The 17060-nt window shown below is 66.9% G+C and carries 13 protein-coding genes; 4 read left to right on the top strand and 9 right to left on the bottom strand.

Annotated features, from left to right (window positions below; all coding sequences use genetic code 11):
* Positions 1-22 precede the first annotated feature (22 nt).
* The gene (locus SL003B_RS16410; RefSeq protein ID WP_013653983.1) at positions 23-1075 is read right to left on the bottom strand and encodes a helix-turn-helix transcriptional regulator; all 1053 of its coding nucleotides are present in this window, start codon (positions 1073-1075) and stop codon (positions 23-25) included.
* A 441-nt stretch (positions 1076-1516) separates the two neighbouring features.
* Positions 1517-2908, bottom strand: a complete 1392-nt coding sequence (locus SL003B_RS16405) for an aminotransferase-like domain-containing protein (RefSeq protein WP_013653982.1) — start codon at positions 2906-2908, stop codon at positions 1517-1519.
* Between the two features lie 134 nt (positions 2909-3042).
* Between SL003B_RS16405 and dctP the strand changes: the two genes are divergently transcribed.
* From dctP to SL003B_RS16385, 4 genes are all read left to right on the top strand, one after another.
* Positions 3043-4074, top strand: a complete 1032-nt coding sequence (dctP, locus tag SL003B_RS16400) for a TRAP transporter substrate-binding protein DctP (protein WP_013653981.1) — start codon at positions 3043-3045, stop codon at positions 4072-4074.
* An 85-nt stretch (positions 4075-4159) separates the two neighbouring features.
* The gene (locus SL003B_RS16395) at positions 4160-4678 is read left to right on the top strand and encodes a TRAP transporter small permease subunit (protein ID WP_041375595.1); all 519 of its coding nucleotides are present in this window, start codon (positions 4160-4162) and stop codon (positions 4676-4678) included.
* Positions 4675-5988, top strand: a complete 1314-nt coding sequence (locus SL003B_RS16390) for a TRAP transporter large permease (RefSeq protein ID WP_013653979.1) — start codon at positions 4675-4677, stop codon at positions 5986-5988. Before SL003B_RS16395 ends, SL003B_RS16390 begins: the two co-directional genes overlap by 4 nt.
* A 15-nt stretch (positions 5989-6003) precedes the next feature.
* Positions 6004-7281 (top strand): hydroxymethylglutaryl-CoA reductase, degradative, encoded by a 1278-nt coding sequence (locus SL003B_RS16385; protein WP_013653978.1) that lies wholly within the window; start codon positions 6004-6006, stop codon positions 7279-7281.
* Positions 7282-7793: 512 nt separating this feature from the next.
* Here the strand turns inward: SL003B_RS16385 and SL003B_RS16380 are convergent.
* From SL003B_RS16380 to SL003B_RS16350, 7 genes are all read right to left on the bottom strand, one after another.
* Positions 7794-8807: a helix-turn-helix transcriptional regulator gene (locus tag SL003B_RS16380; protein WP_013653977.1), complete on the bottom strand. Its 1014-nt coding sequence runs from the start codon at positions 8805-8807 to the stop codon at positions 7794-7796.
* Positions 8808-8969: 162 nt separating this feature from the next.
* A complete protein-coding gene (locus tag SL003B_RS16375; RefSeq protein WP_013653976.1) occupies positions 8970-11186 on the bottom strand; it encodes a 3-hydroxyacyl-CoA dehydrogenase NAD-binding domain-containing protein in 2217 nt (738 codons plus the stop codon).
* A gap of 22 nt (positions 11187-11208) precedes the next feature.
* Positions 11209-12417, bottom strand: a complete 1209-nt coding sequence (locus SL003B_RS16370) for an acetyl-CoA C-acetyltransferase (RefSeq protein ID WP_013653975.1) — start codon at positions 12415-12417, stop codon at positions 11209-11211.
* 24 nt (positions 12418-12441) lie between these two features.
* Positions 12442-13080 carry a glutathione S-transferase family protein gene (locus SL003B_RS16365; RefSeq protein WP_013653974.1) on the bottom strand — a complete coding sequence of 213 codons (639 nt, stop codon included), beginning with the start codon at positions 13078-13080 and terminating at the stop codon, positions 12442-12444.
* Between the two features lie 20 nt (positions 13081-13100).
* Positions 13101-14258, bottom strand: a complete 1158-nt coding sequence (locus SL003B_RS16360) for an acyl-CoA dehydrogenase family protein (RefSeq protein ID WP_013653973.1) — start codon at positions 14256-14258, stop codon at positions 13101-13103.
* A 79-nt stretch (positions 14259-14337) separates the two neighbouring features.
* Entirely contained in the window at positions 14338-16134 is a 1797-nt protein-coding gene (locus SL003B_RS16355) for an acyl-CoA dehydrogenase C-terminal domain-containing protein (RefSeq protein WP_013653972.1), read from the bottom strand.
* 324 nt (positions 16135-16458) lie between these two features.
* Entirely contained in the window at positions 16459-16923 is a 465-nt protein-coding gene (locus SL003B_RS16350) for a MerR family transcriptional regulator (RefSeq protein WP_013653971.1), read from the bottom strand.
* Positions 16924-17060: the final 137 nt, after the last annotated feature.

Here is a 17060-nt window from a genome sequence, read left to right as displayed (position 1 = left end):
GGCAGAGGGGGAACGCGAACCGTCAGCCGTCCTGGCGCGTCGGACCGCCGATGCCGAACAGGCGGATCGACTTCGGCGGAACGCCGTACCAGGTCTTGACGGCGCGGGAGAAGGCGCTGAGTTCGGAAAAACCGAGCAGGAAGGCGATCTCCTTCATCGGCAGCCTGGTGTCGCGCAGGTAGCGCGCCGCCATGGAACGGCGGATGGATTCGGTCAGCTTGCGGAAAGAGGTGCCCTCCGTCTCCAGCAGGCGCTGGAGGCTGCGCGGCGACATCCCCAGCGTCGAGGCGACCGTCTCCAGGCTGACGGTCCCCGCCTTCAGGCTTTCGTTGATCGTCTCCGCCACCTTGGCGAGCGGTTCTGCCTCGCCGGTCCGGCTGCCCAGTTCGTGGATCGCCGCCTGTTCGATGATGGAATAGAGGTTTGGCTCGTTCTGGCGCGGACGCAGTGACAGGTGGCGGGCCGGGATGAGGATTCTGTCGACCGGCTGCTGGAAGGCGATCCGCTCGCCCATGCGCTTCTGGAACTGCGACCACTTCTTCGGCCGCGCCGCACTGAACTCGATCCGCAGGCCGATGTCCTGATCGCCGGCGGCATGAAGGATCCGGCTCGCCGCCCAGGCGACGCGGGCGAAGGTGTTCTGGGTCCGCGGACCGAACCGGTCCGCCACGTCCCATTCGAGGATCCCAAAGTCGCCGTCCTCGCGAAACAGCATGCGGTAGCAGTTGGTCCGCAGCGGCAGGAACCTTTCCCAGTTAGCGAGCGCAACGCGCAGACTGGGTGCGCACAGGGCGAGATAGTCGAAGGTCGATACCAGGCCGACCGGCATGTCGGCGCCGATGTCGAGCATGTCCGCATCGTCGCCGGTAACCGCCGCGACATATTCGAACACCGACAGGAAGGTCGCGAAGGCGATGGTCGAGCCTTCCTCCCGCGCGATCGTCGGTGCGAAGCCGAACCGAGCGGCAACCGCCTCCCAGTCCATGCCGTGCCGTTTCGCGAAGACCTCGACGAGTTGCAGGGTGTCGGCCCGGCACCACTCGTTCGGGTTCGCCTCGGGAGTGATCGTGTCCATCCGTCCGTCGCCGCCTCATCCGATCGAACGTTCCTGTCTGACGCTAGGTAAAATGGCGTTTGAGGTCAATTTGCCGTCAGAGATTGTCAAACATCACAGGGGGAGGAAATCCGGAGGCAGGTTCGCCGGTGCAGGAACGGCGAAAGCATTCAAATCCGGACCGCTCCAGCGTCACGGACGGGCGCGGCAGCGCGTTTCCGGGGTTTCGATCGCGACGCTAAGGTCGTGGCGGCATTCGTTTTCCCGGGCGCGCCCGGCGCGTTCGGGTTGCCGCTCTCCTGCCCGCCATTCGACCGGACCGTCCGCGCTCGGGTCGGACGGTCCGCGTGTCGCTGTCCTTCAATCGGAATTTCGGATCGCGAAAATGTGAACGGGTCTGGACCGGCGAACCGGCGGGGCGAGCCGGATCGCGCGTCGCGATATCCCGAGACAGGCATTCGCTCAGTTCAGGATATCGGCGAGAAACGCGATGAACCTCGGATCGGTCGCATAGGCGACGTTGACGCGCATGGCGGCAGTCTGCCTGCTCTTGCGGTTGGGATGGAAGACCGAGCCGGGCGAGATGAAGATGCTGCGTTCGGCGGCGGCGCGGCATAGTTCCAGTTCGATGACGCGGTCGGGAAACTCGGTCCAGAGATAGAAGCCGGGGATCGAGCTGTCCATGACGGAGAGCCCCAGCCCCTCCATCTGAACCCGGGCGGCCTTGTAGGCGTCCTCGACCCGGCCCTTGAGGCGCCGCAGGTGCCTCAGGTAGTGCCCGGCCTGGATCAGGTTGAAGACGAACCGCTCGACATGGTCCGACGAGTTCACCAGCGTGACCATCTTGATATCCGCCAGGCGGCGGACGATGGCCGGGTTGCCGGCGATGTAGCCGCAACGCAGGCTGGCCGACAGCGTCTTGGAGAAGGTGCCGAGATAGAGCACCCGGTTCAACTGGTCGAGGGCGGCCAGACGCGGCAACGTCGCCGGGAGGATGTCGGCCAGGGCGTCGTTCTCCACCAGCAGGAACCCCCAGCGCTCGGCGAGCTGCATCAGGCCGAAGGCGCGTGCGGGCGACAGCGAACTGCCGGTCGGATTGTGGCCGTGGGACTGGGTGACGAACATCTTCGGCTTGTGAACGGCGAGCTTCGACGCCAGGTCGTCGAGGTCGGGCCCGTCGCGCTCGCGCCGAATACCGACGATCTCCGCCTTGGCGAAGGTCAGCTTGGCGAACAGCGGATAATATCCGGGCTCGTCGACGAAGACCGTGTCGCCGGGCTCGATCAGGTGTCGGATGATCAGGTCCAGGCCGTGATTGACGCCGTGGATCAGCAGCAGGCCTTCGGGCTGGGCCGAAATCGACCGCTCCAGCAACTGAACCCTGAGCCTGTCGCGCAAGGGACCGTAGCCCCACGAACTGCCGTAGCCGAAATCGATGGCGTCCGGATAGGGCGCCTTGGCATGGGCGAAATGTCGCCGCAGTTCAGAGCCTTCCATCCACAGGGGCGGTGGTCGACCGTCCCCGGGGCGGACCTCATAATGCTTTTCCAGCTGTTCACGCAGCAGGGAGACGCCGTCGATCGCCGCGGCGACATGCGGAGCAGGCGCCATCGGCGCGGCGATCCGGACCTGCGCCATGTAGTAACCCGATCCGGGACGCGCCTCGAGCAGCCCCCTGGCGACGAGCCGATCGTAGGCTTCGGCCATGGTGTTCTTCGAAACGCCGTACTCGCGGGCGGCCTGACGGATCGAGGGCAGGCGCTCGAACGGCTTGTACGCCCCGGCTTCGAACATCAAGGCGACGTTCTCGACGATCTGGTCGACGCGAGACAGGCGCGGCTTGCCGCCATCCATCGGGATTGTCCCTCGAATTTTTCTGGGACAGTGTCTGTGTTATTGGTGCAAACCGTCCCTTGATTGTCCCAGCCGTTTTTATGACAGTTTCGACTATCGAACAATAAGACTCTGATTTCTCCTGGGAGGATGTCATGACGGAAATAAGCAGGCGTGGTCTTCTGGCCGGTTCGGTGTTCGGCGGGGTCGCTCTGGCGGCGCCAACGGTTGCCAGGGCGCAGGAGGCCGTGGAATGGCGTATGCAGGCCCTTTGGGACGCAGGCACGACGCCCTTCGAGTTCGAGAAGAAATTCGTGGAACGGGTCGGCGAATTGACCGAAGGCCGGTTCAAGATCACGCTCTACTCCGCCGGACAGATCGTGCCGGCGAACCAGGCCTTCGACGCGGTGCGGTCGGGCGCCTTCGAGATGATGAAGACCTTCGACGGCTACGAGGCCGGCAAGATCCCAGCCTTCGCCTTCACCTCGACGATCCCGTTCGGCTTCCCGCAGTCAGACCAGTATGAAGCCTGGTTCTACGAGCTGGGCGGCCTGGACCTCGCCCGCGAAGCTTATGCCAAGGGCGGCCTGTTCTACATCGCGCCGACCGTCTACGGCGAGGAGCCGATGCACTCCACGGTGAAGATCGAGAGCATCGCCGACATGGCGGGCAAGAAGGGCCGTTTCGTCGGCCTGGCATCGGCGGTGATGGCCGATCTCGGCGTCGCGGTGTCGCCGCTGGCGACTGCCGAAGTCTACACGGCGCTGGAAAAGGGCCTGATCGACTTCGCCGACCGCGGCGACCTGACGGCGAACTACGAGGCAGGTCTCGGCGAGGTCGCCAAGTTCATCATCCTACCGGGCGTCCACCAGCCGACGACCGCGACCAGCTACGTCGCCAACCAGGCGGCCTATCAGAAGCTTCCCGACGGCTTCAAGGCGGCGCTGGCCGTCGCCGCACGGGAGATTTCCGGGTCGCTGCGCCAGCACATCCTGGTCCAGGACATGGAAGTCTTGACGAAATACAAGGACCAGGGCGTGGAGGTCGTCCGGCTCGACGCGGCCGACATCGCGGCCGCCCGGGCGAAGGCCGTGGAGTCCTGGGAAAAGGCCACCAAGGGCGACGAGCTGGCGACCCGGGTGCTGAAGGGGCAGGTCGATTTCATGACCTCCCTCGGCCTGCTGTAAGATCAGCTTCCTTCCGACCGGCAGGCGGCGTCCGCAAGGTGTCGCCTGCCGGTCGCGCGACGATCCAACAGTGCACGGCAGCCCCATGAAATCGATCTGCGGCCCGATCTGCGCCCTCATCACCCGTGTCAATCGCGGGCTGTTCCTCTTCGCGGCGGCGACGATCTTCGCGGTCGTGCCGATGCTGCTCTACGAGGTCGTCGCCCGCTATGCCTTCAATGCTCCGACCGTCTGGGCGATGGAGGCGAGCACGCTGGTGTTCGGGCCGCATTTCATGCTCGCCGGTCCCTACCTGCTTCACCTGAAGGGACACGTCGCGGTCGACATCTTCAGCGAGAAGCTGAAGGGCGTGCCGCGGCTGGTCTCCGAGATCTTCACGCAGGCGGTGATCGCCGTCTTCGCGGCGGTGTTGGCCGTCGTCAGCTGGCCGCTGGCGATGAATTCCTACGGCATGGCCGAAACCACCTTTTCCGCCTGGAACCCGCCGATCTGGTGGCTGAAGTTCGTCGTGCCCTTCGCCTTCGCCATGCTGTGTGCCCAGGCGCTGGTCGAGGCCGTCCTGGCCGTCCTGGCGCCGCGGAAGGATGCCGGGGTGACCGCATGAGTTCCCAGTTCGTCCTCGTCGTCATGTTCGCGAGCCTCGTCGGCTTGCTGCTGACGGGCGTGCCGCTGGCCTTCACGCTCGGCGCCCTGGCGCTGGTGTTCACGGTGACCCTGTGGGGACCGGCGGCGCTGTCGGTCACGGTGCTCAATCTCTATTCCACCATGCTGTCGGAATCGCTGTTGGCGATCCCGCTCTACGTCATGATGGCCAGCACGCTGCAGCGGTCCGGGGTCATCGAGAGCCTGTACAACGCGATGGAGCTCTGGTCGCGGCGCCTGCCGGGCGGCCTGGCGGTCGGGACGATTGCGATCTGCACCATCATCGCGGCGATGACGGGCATCGTCGGGGCCGCGGTCGCCGCCATGGGCATGCTGGCGCTGCCCTCGATGCTGAAGCGCCGGTACGACCCGGGGCTGGCGATCGGCACCATCTGTGCCGGCGGAACCCTCGGCATCCTCATCCCGCCGTCGGTCATCACCATCGTCTATGCGGTCACCGCGCAGGCCTCCATCGGCCAGATGTTCATTGCCGGCGTGGTGCCGGGCCTGCTGTTGGCCGGCCTCTACATCGGCTACATCGTCCTGCGCGCCGCCCTCGATCCCTCCGTCGCGCCGCGCCCGGAGGACGACGTCGAGGTGTCCTGGGCGGCGCGGATCGCCTCGCTCCGCTCGCTGGTGCTGCCGCTGGCGATCATCGTCGGCGTGCTCGGCACCATCTACAGGGGCGTCGCGACGCCGACCGAGGCGGCCGCCGTCGGCGTCGCCCTGGCATTCCTTTCGGCGGTGCTGGAGCGCCGGTTCGGCTGGGAGCTCGTCTCCGGCGTCGCCCTGGACGTGGTCAAGGTGACCACCATGATCCTGTGGATCACCATCGGCGCCCGCGCCTTCGTCGCCATCTTCACCGGCACGGGCGGTGCCGACTTCCTGCTGTCGTTCATCCAGACCCTCGACGCCAACCGCTGGGCGATCCTGGTCGTGATGCTGGCGATCCTGTTCTTCCTCGGCATGTTCCTGGACGAAATGGGGATCATCCTGCTCTGCGTTCCGGTGTTCCTGCCGGTGATCGACTTCCTCGGGTTCGACCGTCTGTGGTTCGGCATCCTGTTCCTGGTGTCGGCGCAGATGGCCTACATCTCCCCGCCCTTCGGCTACACGCTGTTCTACATGAAGGGCGTGCTGCCGGCGGGGATCGGCATGGGCACGGTCTACAAGGCGATCGTGCCGTTCCTCCTCCTTCAGGCGCTCGGCATCCTGCTGTGCGCCCTGTTCCCGGGGCTCGTGCTCTGGCTGCCCAAGTCCATGATCAACTAACCAGCAGGACATCCGATGAGCGATGTGAAATCGTCCCGTATCGAGGGACTCCACAAGATGACGCCGGACGCGCGGCTGCAGGCCGTAGCGCGTCAGGCGGGTCTGGACCGCGATGCGGTCGACAGTCTGGCGGCGGCCGCCGGCGGACAGATCGACCTCGCTGACCGCCTGGTCGAGAATGCCATCGCCAGCATGGCCATTCCGCTCGGCGTGGCGACCAACATGATCGTCGACGGCCGCGAGGTGCTGGTGCCGATGGCGACGGAGGAATCCTCGGTGATCGCCGCCGTGTGCAATTCCGCTAAGCGCTGCCGTTCCACCGGCGGCTTCCGGACGTCGACCAGCGGACCGGTCATGGCCGCCCAGATCCAGTTGCTCGGCGCCAGCGACCCGGAGAACGTGCGCCTGAAGGTGCTGGAGCGCTTCGACGCCATCAAGGCGGTGTGCGACGAGACGGATCCCCTGTTGCTCAAGGTCGGCGGCGGCTTCCGCGATCTCGACGTGCGCGTCGTCGACAGCGCCGAGGGGCCGATGACGATCGTCCACATCATCGTCGACACGCGCGACGCCATGGGCGCCAACGCGGTCAACAGCATGGCTGAAGCGCTGGCGCCCAGGCTGGAGCAGTGGACCGGCGCGCGCAGCCTGCTGCGCATCCTGACCAATCTCGCCGACCGCCGCGTCGCGCGCGTGCGCGCCGTCTGGCCGGTCGAGGAGATCGGCGGCGCGCAGGTGCGCGACAACATGCTGTCGGCCTATCATTTCGCCGACGCCGATCCCTATCGGGCCGCCACCCACAACAAGGGCATCATGAACGGCGTCAGCGCGGTCGTGCTCGCCACCGGAAACGACACCCGCGCCATCGAGGCCGGCGCGCATGCCTATGCGGCCAGGGACGGCTGGTACCGCTCGATGAGCCGCTGGGAGGCGGATGCGGACGGCAATCTGGTCGGCATCCTGGAGATGCCGATGGCGGTCGGCCTGGTCGGCGGCGCCACCAAGATCCATCCGACCGCGCAGGCCAACCTGAAGATCCTCGGCGTCCGGACCGCCGACGAGCTGGCGCGGATCATCGTGTCCGTCGGCCTGGCGCAGAACTTCGGCGCCCTGCGCGCGCTGGCGACCACCGGCATCCAGAAGGGCCACATGGCGCTGCACGCCCAGAACGTCGCCCTGATGGTCGGCGCCGTCGGCGACGAGATCGACCGCGTTGCCGACGAACTGAAGGCGCTCGGCAAGGTGCGCCAGGATATTGCCGAGGAGATCCTGGCGCGGCTGCGCGCCGGCACCTGAGACGGGTGCCGCCATCCGCTGCGAGTGGAAGGGGGGCGCAGGTCCGGCCGAAGTTTGGCGCTATCGGTGAATTTTTCCCGATGGCCTGCCAATTACACGCGGGAGCTTTGACGATATCCAGAGATCAAGGGTCTGGCCGAATCGCCTGCCGGCAGTGCCTCGCGGCACCGGGGCTGGCGGCCTCCGCCCGTCAAGGTCCCGGCCGAGGCCGGGCGCCGGTTGCCGTTCCGGTTCCCCAGCGTTCAATGCCGCGTGGCCCCATCGCCCGCAAAGACGGCAGCAACGGGTCGGGGGAACGGAGACAGGAAGGACCGGCAGGGCCGGACGGTGCGGGGCGGGACAAGCGGCAGGACCTTTGCTCCGGGGCGAACCGCCGCCTCCGGCAGATGCGAAAGCGGTGCCGCAGACGCCGCCAGGCGGCTTCCCTCCCAGGTTGCCGGGCGGGCGTGGCACACTTTGAGGGGCCGGAGCGGGGTCATGCCCGGTCCGGCCCCGCATTGCTTCCCGCCGGCCTATCCGCCCTGTCTGATCCGCTTGGGGGAAAGCCCGAACCAGCTCTTGGCGGCACGCGAAAACACGCTGACTTCCGAAAAGCCGAGCAGATAGGTGATCTCCTTGATCGGCAGCCGCGTTTCCTTGAGATAGCGCTCGGCGAGCGACCGGCGGGTGTCCTCGGTGAGCTTGCGGAAGGTCGTGCCCTCGTCCTGGAGCAGCCGCTGCAGCGTCCGCTCCGACATGTTGAGGTCGCCGGCAACGCTGCCGACCGACAGGGTGCCGGCCTTCAGGTGCTGGTTGATGCTTTCCGTGATCCGGGCGAGCGGGCTTTCTTCCCGCTGCAGGTCGGCGAGTTTGGCGAGCGCCGCGGTTTCCACGATCCGGTAGAGGTTTTCCTCGGCAGCTACCGGAACGTCGTCGAGGACGGCTTCAGGGATGACGATCCGGATGCGGTCGTGGCCGAAGCTGAACAGGTGGCCGTGGCGGGCGAGGAAGGCACAGGCATGCTGGGGTGCCGGCGCATCGACCTCGACCCGGATGGCGTCCCGCAGCCGCTCGGACCAGGCGAAAAGACGCGCCGAAACCGAGGCCGCGATGCCGTAGGACAGCTGGACATGCGTGCCCAGAGGGGCGAGGGAGGCATATTCCAGGACGCCGGTCCCGGCGCCCACGCGGAACTCGATGTCGATGCCCCTGGCGAACACGGCGTGGAAGCGGACCCAGTTCTGGAGACCGGCGCGGATGGTCGGGGCGCAGGCGGACACGTAGTCGAGGATCGAGAAGGAGCCGACCCCGAGCTGGCTCATCTCGTCGATGATATGGGCATCGTTGCCGGTCAGCTCCGCGACATGTTCGAGGACGGCGGCCAGCTGCATGGCCGATATCGTCGCCTCGTGCTGCCGCGCCACCTCGGGGTCGAAGCCGAACCGCTCGGCGATCCGGGGCCAGTCCAGGCAGTACAGGCGCGCCCGCGCCTCCAGCGCCCCGAGGGGCGCTGCTGCGACACGGCCATTCTCGCGTCCGACAGCCATCTCCCTAACCGCCCGTCATGATCTTCCCTTGCGTAGGCTAGGCGTCGGCGCGAAAAATATCAACGAAATGTCGGGAAAGATCAAAACCTGCGCGTCGCTGGCGACCCAGCGCAAAGCCGAGTCGCCAGCGGACGTCAGGCCGCGAACGTCAGCCAGCGGACGTCAGGCCGCGTCGCGCGCCTTGACCTCTCCGGCCGGCGGGAAGCGGCCGTAGAAGCTTTCGTTCGCCTTGGCCATCTCGCGCAGCAGTCGGTTCGGCTTGAAGCGCGGTCCCCATTTCCTGGTGAATTTCCGGCACAGGTCGACGAAAGCGGCGGTGCCCATGCGATCGATGTAGCTGAGCGTGCCGCCGGTGTAGGGGGCGAAGCCGAAGCCGAGGATCGAGCCGACATCCGCCTCGCGCACGTCGGTCAGGCAGTTCTCCTCGAAGATGCGGGCGGTTTCCAGCGCCTGCATCACGAGCAGTCGCTGCTTGATCTCCTCGACGTTGAAGGCATCCGCCGGCTTGGGTTTGCCGACCACCTCGACGATGCCCGGCCAGAGCGCCTTGTCGCGCCCGGCGTAGTCGTAGAAGCCTTTGCCGTTCTTGCGGCCGAAGCGCTCGCGCTTGACCACCATCTCTTCCAGGATGTTGTCGAGCGGGCCTTCGACGTAGGCAACGCCGAGATCCTTGCGGGTTGCCGAGACGATCTTCCAGGCAAGGTCCAACGCCACCTCGTCGCCGAGCGACAGCGGGCCGACCGGCATGCCGGCCATCTTGCCGGCGTTCTCGATCATCGCCGCCGGCACGCCGTCGGCGAGCATCATCAGCCCCTCGCGGATGTAGGTCATGACCACGCGCGAGGTGTAGAAGCCCCGGCTGTCGTTGACGACGATCGGCGTCTTGCGGATCGCCTTGATATAGTCGAGCGCCATGGCCAGCGCGCGGTCGGAGGTCTTCCTGCCCACGATCACCTCGACCAGCATCATCTTGTCGACCGGCGAGAAGAAATGGATGCCGATGAAGTTCTTCGGCCGCTTCGAGGCTTCCGCCAGCGAGGTGATCGGCAGCGTCGAGGTGTTGGACGCGTAGATGGCGCGCGGCTTCATGACCGCCTCGGCCTTTTCGGTGACCACGCGCTTGACCTCGCGGTCCTCGAACACCGCCTCGATGACCAGGTCGCAGTCGGCGAGCCGGTCGTAGTCGGCGGTGGCGTCGATCCTGGCCAGCAGCTTCTCCTTCTCGGCCTCGGTCGCCCGGCCGCGCTGGATTGCCTTGGCCATCAACTGGTCGGAATGGGCCTTGCCCTTGTCGGCAGCCTCCTGGTCGCGGTCGATCAGCACCACGTTGATGCCGGCCTGGGCGGTGACATAGGCGATGCCGGCACCCATGAAGCCGGCACCGAGGATGCCGATCTTCCGGATCTTGTTGGGCCGCTGGTCCGCCGGCCGGCGCGCGAGCTTGTTCAACTCCTGCATGGAGACGAACAGAGAGCGGATCATCGCGGCCGCTTCCGGCGTCTGCAGCACGTGGGCGAAGTAGCGGCTCTCGACCTGCAGCGCCAGGTCCATCGGCAGCTGCAGCCCCTCGTAGACCGACTGCAGCAGGTAGCGCGCGCCCGGATAGTTGTCACAGGTCTCGCGCCGGTAGATGGCGTTGGCCGCCGGCCAGAATTGGAAGCCGGCGGGTGAATAGATCGGCCCGTTCGGCAGCTTGAAGCCCTTCTTGTCCCAAGGCTTGACCGGATCGACGCCGGTCTTGATGAGCTTCTTGGCCGTGTCGACCAGCTTCTTCGCCGGCGCGGTCTCGTCGATGAGCTTCATCGCCTTGGCCTTGGCAGCGCGCAGGGTCTGGCCCTGCAGCAGGAACTGCATGCCGGCCTGGCCGTCGGTCATGCGCATGACGCGCTGTGTGCCGCCGGCACCCGGGAACAGGCCGACCTTCACTTCCGGCAGGCCCATCTTGAAGCTGTCGTCCTCGACGCCGACGCGCGCGTGGCAGGCCAGCGCCAACTCGGTGCCGCCGCCCATACAGGTGCCGTTGATCGCGGCGACGAACGGCTTTCCGCAGGTCTCAAGCTTGCGGTAGATCAGCGACAGCCGGCGCGAGCCGTCGAGCAGGGCCCGCGCCGCGCCCTCCGGATCCTTCGTCCTGTCCTTGTGGTAGCCCTTGAGCAGGCCCCCCAGCATGGTCAGGTCGGCGCCGCCGGTGAAGGCCGGCTTGCCGGAGGTGATCACGGCGCCCTTGATCGCCGCATCGGCGACGACGGCGTCGACCAGCGCGTCGAGCTCGTCCATGACGCTCATGTCGATGACGTTCATCGACTTGCCCGGCATGTCCCAGGTGATCAGGGCGATGCCGTCGGCATCGGTTTCCAGGGTGAAATTCTTGTAGGTCATCGGGTCTTCCTCCTGGCCTGGGTCACACGCGTTCGATGATCGTCGCCGTGCCCATGCCGGCGCCGATGCACAGGGTGACCAGGGCGGTGTTGAGGTCGCGGCGCTCCAGTTCGTCGAGCACGGTTCCGAGGATCATCGCCCCGGTGGCGCCGAGCGGGTGGCCGAGTGCGATAGCGCCGCCGTTGACGTTGACCACGTCCGGGTCGAGGTCGAAGGCCTGGCGGTAGCGCAGCACCACCGAGGCGAAGGCCTCGTTGATCTCGTAGAGGTCGATGTCCTTCAGCGTCATGCCGGCGCGCTTCAGCAGCTTGTCGGTGACGTCGACCGGACCGGTCAGCATCAGCGCGGGCTCCGAGCCGATGTTGGCGAAGGCCTTGATGCGCGCGCGCGGCTTGAGGCCGGCCGACTTGCCGGCCTTGCGCGAGCCGATCAGCACGGCGGCGGCACCGTCGACGATCCCCGAGGAATTGCCGGCATGATGGACGTGGCGGACGCGCTCGACTTCCGGGTGAGCCTGGATAGCGACGGCGTCGAAGCCGCCCATCGCGCCCATCAGCTCGAACGACGGATTGAGGCCGGCGAGCGACTGCATGTCGGTCTCGGGACGCATGTGCTCGTCGCGGTCGAGGATGGTGACGCCGTTGATGTCCCTGACCGGCACCACGGACTTCGCGAAGCGACCCTCTTTCCAGGACCGTGCGGCGCGCTTCTGGCTTTCGACCGCATAGGCGTCGACGTCGTCGCGGGAGAAGCCGTATTTGGTGGCGATGAGATCGGCGGACACGCCCTGGGGCATGAAGTAGGACGGCAGGGCGACCTGGGGGTCGACCGGCCAGGCGCCGCCGGAGGCGCCGATGCCGATGCGGCTCATGCTTTCCACGCCGCCGGCGACCACCATCCGATGCTGGCCGGCCATGACCTGGGCCGCGGCGGTGTTGACCGCGTCCAGGCCCGAGGCGCAGAAGCGGTTGATCTGCATGCCGGGCACCGAGGTGGCGTAGCCGGCGGCAAACACGGCGGCGCGGGCGATGTCGCCGCCGGCTTCGCCGATCGGATCGACGCAGCCGAGGATGACGTCGTCGATCGCCGCGGTGTCCAGTTCGTTGCGGTCGCGGATCGCCTCCAGCACGCCGGCGGCCAGCCGGACGGCCGGCACCTCGTGCAGGGCGCCGTCCTTCTTGCCCCGGCCGCGCGGGGTGCGCACGTGATCGTAGACATAGGCTTCGGGCATTGTGTCCTCCTTGGGCGGGGTCCGTCAGGCCTTCTTGGGCAACGGATGGCCGGGCATCAGGTCGTAGGGCGCCTGCCAGCGCGGCAGCGAGCGGATCGCGTCCAGCCAGCGGGCGATGTTGGCGTAGGGGGAAAAGTCGATGCCGATCTCGTCCGGCCAGAACAGGTAGCCGCACAGCGACAGGTCGGCGATCGTCGGCCGGTCGCCGACGACGAAGCGCCGGCCGTCGAGATGCCGGTCGAGCACCCCGTAGGCGGACTTTGCGCGGGCCTCGAAGAAGGCCGTCACGGGCGTCTCGCCGGTCCTGGCGAACTGGCGCAGGAAGCGCAGCGTCGCCGTGTAGCTGGTCAGCTTGTGGTTGTCGAACAGGATCCAGCGCAGGATCTCGCGGCGCTCGTCGTCGTCCCGCCAGCCGAAGCTGTCGAGCTTCTCGGCCAGGTAGTCGAGGATCACGCCGGACTGGGTCAGCAGCTTGCCGCCGTGCTCGAGCACCGGCACCTCGCCCATCTCGTTGAGGCTTTCGCGGAACTCCGGTGAGCGCGAGGCGCCGTTGAAGAAGTCCACCCACTTCGCCTCCCAGTCCGCGCCGGACAGTTCCAGCATCAGCGCCGGCTTGTAGGCGTTGCCGGACTGGGCGAAGCAGTGTAGGGCGTATTCGGCCATGGATCGTCCTCCGTTCAGGGTCACAGGCTGCGCGCGATCAGCACCTTCATGATCTCGTTGGTGCCGGCGTAGATGCGCTGGACGCGGGCGTCGGCGTAAAGGCGCGCGATCGGGTATTCGTTCATGTAGCCGTAGCCGCCGTGCAGCTGCAGGCACTCGTCCATCACCTTGCACTGCAGGTCGGTGGTCCAGTACTTGGCCATGGAGGCGGTGACGCTGTCGAGGCCGCCGGCGATGTGGCGGGCGATGCAGTCGTTGACGAACACCCGGCCGATGGTCGCCTCGGTCTTGAGTTCGGCGAGCTTGAACTGGGTGTTCTGGAAATCGAGGATCGCCTTGCCGAAGGCCTTGCGCTCCTTGACGTAGTCGAGGGTAACCGTGAGCGCGCGCTCGATCGCGGCCATGGCCTGGCAGGCGACCAGCAGGCGCTCCTGCGGCAGCTGTTCCATGAGCTGGTAGAAGCCGCGGCCTTCCTCGGCGCCGAGCAGGGCGTCGGCCGGCACGCGTACGTCCTCGAAGAACAGTTCAGAGGTGTCGTTGCCCTTCAGGCCGATCTTGTCGAGGTTGCGGCCGCGCCGGAAGCCCTCGACCTTGTCGGTCTCCACGACCAGCAGCGACACGCCCTTGGCGCCGAGCGACGGATCGGTCTTGGCGACGACGATGATCAGGTTGGCGAGCTGGCCGTTGGTGATGAAGGTCTTGCTGCCGTTGATGACGTAGTGGTTGCCGTCCTTGCGGGCGGTGGTCTTGATGCCCTGCAGGTCGGAGCCCGCGCCCGGCTCGGTCATGGCGATGGCGCCGATCGAGGTGCCGGCGACGAGGCCGGGCAGCCAGCGCTGCTTCTGCTCCTGCGATCCGTAGTGCTGGATGTAGGGCGCGACGATGGCCGAATGCAGCGCGATGCCGAAATGGTCGAAGCCGTCGACGCCCAGACGGTGGATGATCACCGAGTCGTGGGCGAAGCTGCCGCCGGCGCCGCCGTATTCCTCCGGCACCGCCGGGCACAGGAAGCCGGCCTCGCCGGTCTTGCGCCACAGCTCCGGCGTCACCTTGCCGTTCTCGACATAGCTTTCGTAGTCCGGCGCGACCTCCTGTGCGAGGAAGCGCGCGAAGGCGTCGTCGAGCAGGCTGCAATCCTCGTCGAGCCAGGCCGGAGCCGCGACATCCAGTACCGACATTGTGCTTTTCACTCCCGTTGTTATCAGATTGTCCGACGCCTGCGACCGGGCGGCCGGGGGCCGCCCGAAGCGGTCGGCCCTAGAAGGCGTCCGCAGGCAGGGCCATCATGGTGTCGGCGCCGGACGAGATGCGGGCGAGATGGGCCGCAGTCTCCGGCATCAAGCGTTCCATGAAATAGGTGCCGACGGTCAGCTTCGCCTTGAGCCAGTCCTCCTGATCGCCGGTGCCGGCTGCGAGCCGGTCGGTGACGGTCCGGGCGATCTTCGCCCACATGAAGCCGAGGCCGACGAGGCCGAACAGGTGCATGTAGTCGGTCGAGCCTGCGCCGGCGTTGTCGGGCTTGGCGAGCGCGTTGTTCATGAACCACATGGTCGCCTGCTGGAGATGCTCGAGGCCGGTCTTCAGCGGGCCGGTGAAGGCGGCGAGCGCCTCGTCCGAGCCGTTTTCCTGCAGGAAACCGCCGACCTCGTTGAAGAAGGTCATCACCGCGCGCCCGCCGTTGGCTGGCAGCTTGCGGCCGACGAGGTCGAGCGCCTGGATGCCGTTGGCGCCCTCGTAGATCATGGCGATGCGGGCGTCTCGGACGAACTGTTCCATGCCCCATTCGGCGATGTAGCCGTGGCCGCCGAACACCTGCTGGGCGTTGACCGCGTTGGCGAAGCCGGTGTCGGTCAGCACGCCCTTCAGCACCGGGGTCATCAGACCCATCATGTCCTCGGCCTGCGCGCGCGTCTTGGCGTCGTCCGAGCGGCGGGCGACGTCGCCGTGCAGCGCGGTCCACAGCACCAGGGCGCGCGCCGCCTCGTTGAAGGCGCGGATCTGCATCAGGATGCGGCGGATGTCGGGATGCACGATGATCGGATCGGCCGCCTTGTCCGGCGCCTTCGGCCCGCTGAGGGCGCGGCCCTGCAGGCGATCGCGGGCATAGGCGACGGCGTTCTGGTAGGCGACTTCCGACTGCGCGAGGCCCTGCACGGCAACGCCGAGACGCGCTTCGTTCATCATGGTGAACATGGCGCGCAGGCCCTTGTTCTCCTCGCCGACCAGCCATCCGGTCGCGCCGTCGTAGTTCATCACGCAGGTTGCGTTGCCGTGGATGCCCATCTTGTGCTCGATGGAGCCGCAGGAAACGCCGTTGGCGGCGCCGAGCGAGCCGTCGTCGCCGACCAGCCGCTTCGGCACGACGAACAGGGAGATGCCCTTGGTTCCCTCCGGCGCACCCTCGATGCGGGCCAGCACCAGGTGGATGATGTTCTCCGACAGGTCGTGGTCGCCGGCGGAGATGAAGATCTTCGTGCCTGTGATCCGATAGCTGCCGTCAGCCTGCGACACCGCCCTGGTGCGGATCAGGCCGAGGTCCGTGCCGCAGTGGGGCTCGGTCAGGTTCATGGTGCCGGTCCAGGTGCCGGCGATCATGTTGGGCAGATACTTCGCCTTCAGCGCATCCGTGCCGTGCAGGGTCAGGGCGGCGACGGCGCCGGCGGTCAGGCCGGGGTACATGGCGAAGGCCATGTTGGCGGAGGACACGTATTCGTTGAAGATCGTCGCCAGCGTGTGCGGCAGGCCCTGGCCGCCGTGGTCGGGATCGGCCGACAGGCCGCCCCAGCCGCCCTGGCAGAAGGCCTCGTAGGCGGCCTTGAAGCCCGTTGGCGTCGTTACCCGGCCGTCGTCATGGCGCGTGCAGCCCTCCCGGTCGCCGCCCTGGTTCAGCGGCTGCACCACCTCTTCGCAGAATTTCGCACCCTCGCGCAGGATCGCCTCGACGACATCGGGGCTGGCATCGGCGAAACCCGGCAGATCGCTGTAGCGATCGAAGCCGAGGACGTCCCTGAGCAGGAAGAGCGTGTCCTCGACGGGCGCACTGTAGGTCGGCATGTATTCCTCCCGGAGCGTTTTCCCATACGCACGACGTGACGTTTGCGTAAACGTCAACTTCCGCCGCTTTATACGAGCGTTCAGGAGGGCGGACAAGTCGTGCCCTATGGGAAGCTACGCCTGATTCCTTACGAAATGAATCGTAATCGTGCGCCGGGTCGCTGAAATCGGCGGGAAAGGACGGGTTTTGCGCTGAAATCGTGTCGCCGGTCGTCGTCGCAGATGAAAAACCTGCGCGATCGCGTCGGCGCGGGCGTAAGGGCGCCGCGGACCGCGTGCGGGGTGCGCCCGCGGTTCGCGGCGGGTCCGAACAAGGCCGGGGGCTTACTCGCCGCCTTCGGCTTCCTTGTGCTTGAGCATGCCTGAAACGATCTCGACCGTGCGCGACAGTTCCTCGATCGCCTGTTCGATGTCCTTGCGCTGGGTCTCCAGCACGGCGATCTGCTCGCTGAAGCGCGACAGGGCGACCCGCAACTGGGTGACCTGGCCGTCGCGCAGGTCGTAGAGATCCAGCATGTCGCGGATTTCAGTCAGCGAGAAGCCGACCCGCTTGCCCATCACGACCAGCTTGAGGCGGGCGCGGTCGCGCCGGTTGTAGACCCGGTTCATGCCGTCGCGCTTGGGATTGAGCAGGCCGCGGTCCTCGTAGAAGCGCAGGGTGCGCAGGGTCACGCCGAATTCCTTGGCGAGGTCGCCGATCGTGAACTGGGTCTTCTTGGTGCTGTCGTCGGCGGCGGCGACCACGTCGACCAGCTCGCTGTCGTTTCGAAGGGAAAGGGCTTCGCTCATCGGCTTTCCTTGCTCGGGTTGCCGGCCGCCGGTGCGGGCGGCCTCGCTGCTTCGCGGACGCTCGAACGACCGGCCCGCCGACTGTCCGCAAGGGGCAGGCAGGGGGCACGCGGGCCGGCCGAGCGTCATTCTGCCCG

Origin of the sequence: Polymorphum gilvum SL003B-26A1 (assembly GCF_000192745.1) — a bacterium.
Lineage (GTDB): Bacteria > Pseudomonadota > Alphaproteobacteria > Rhizobiales > Stappiaceae > Polymorphum > Polymorphum gilvum.
Note: the sequence above shows the minus strand (reverse complement) of the source record. Positions and strands in the feature narration are given on the sequence as shown.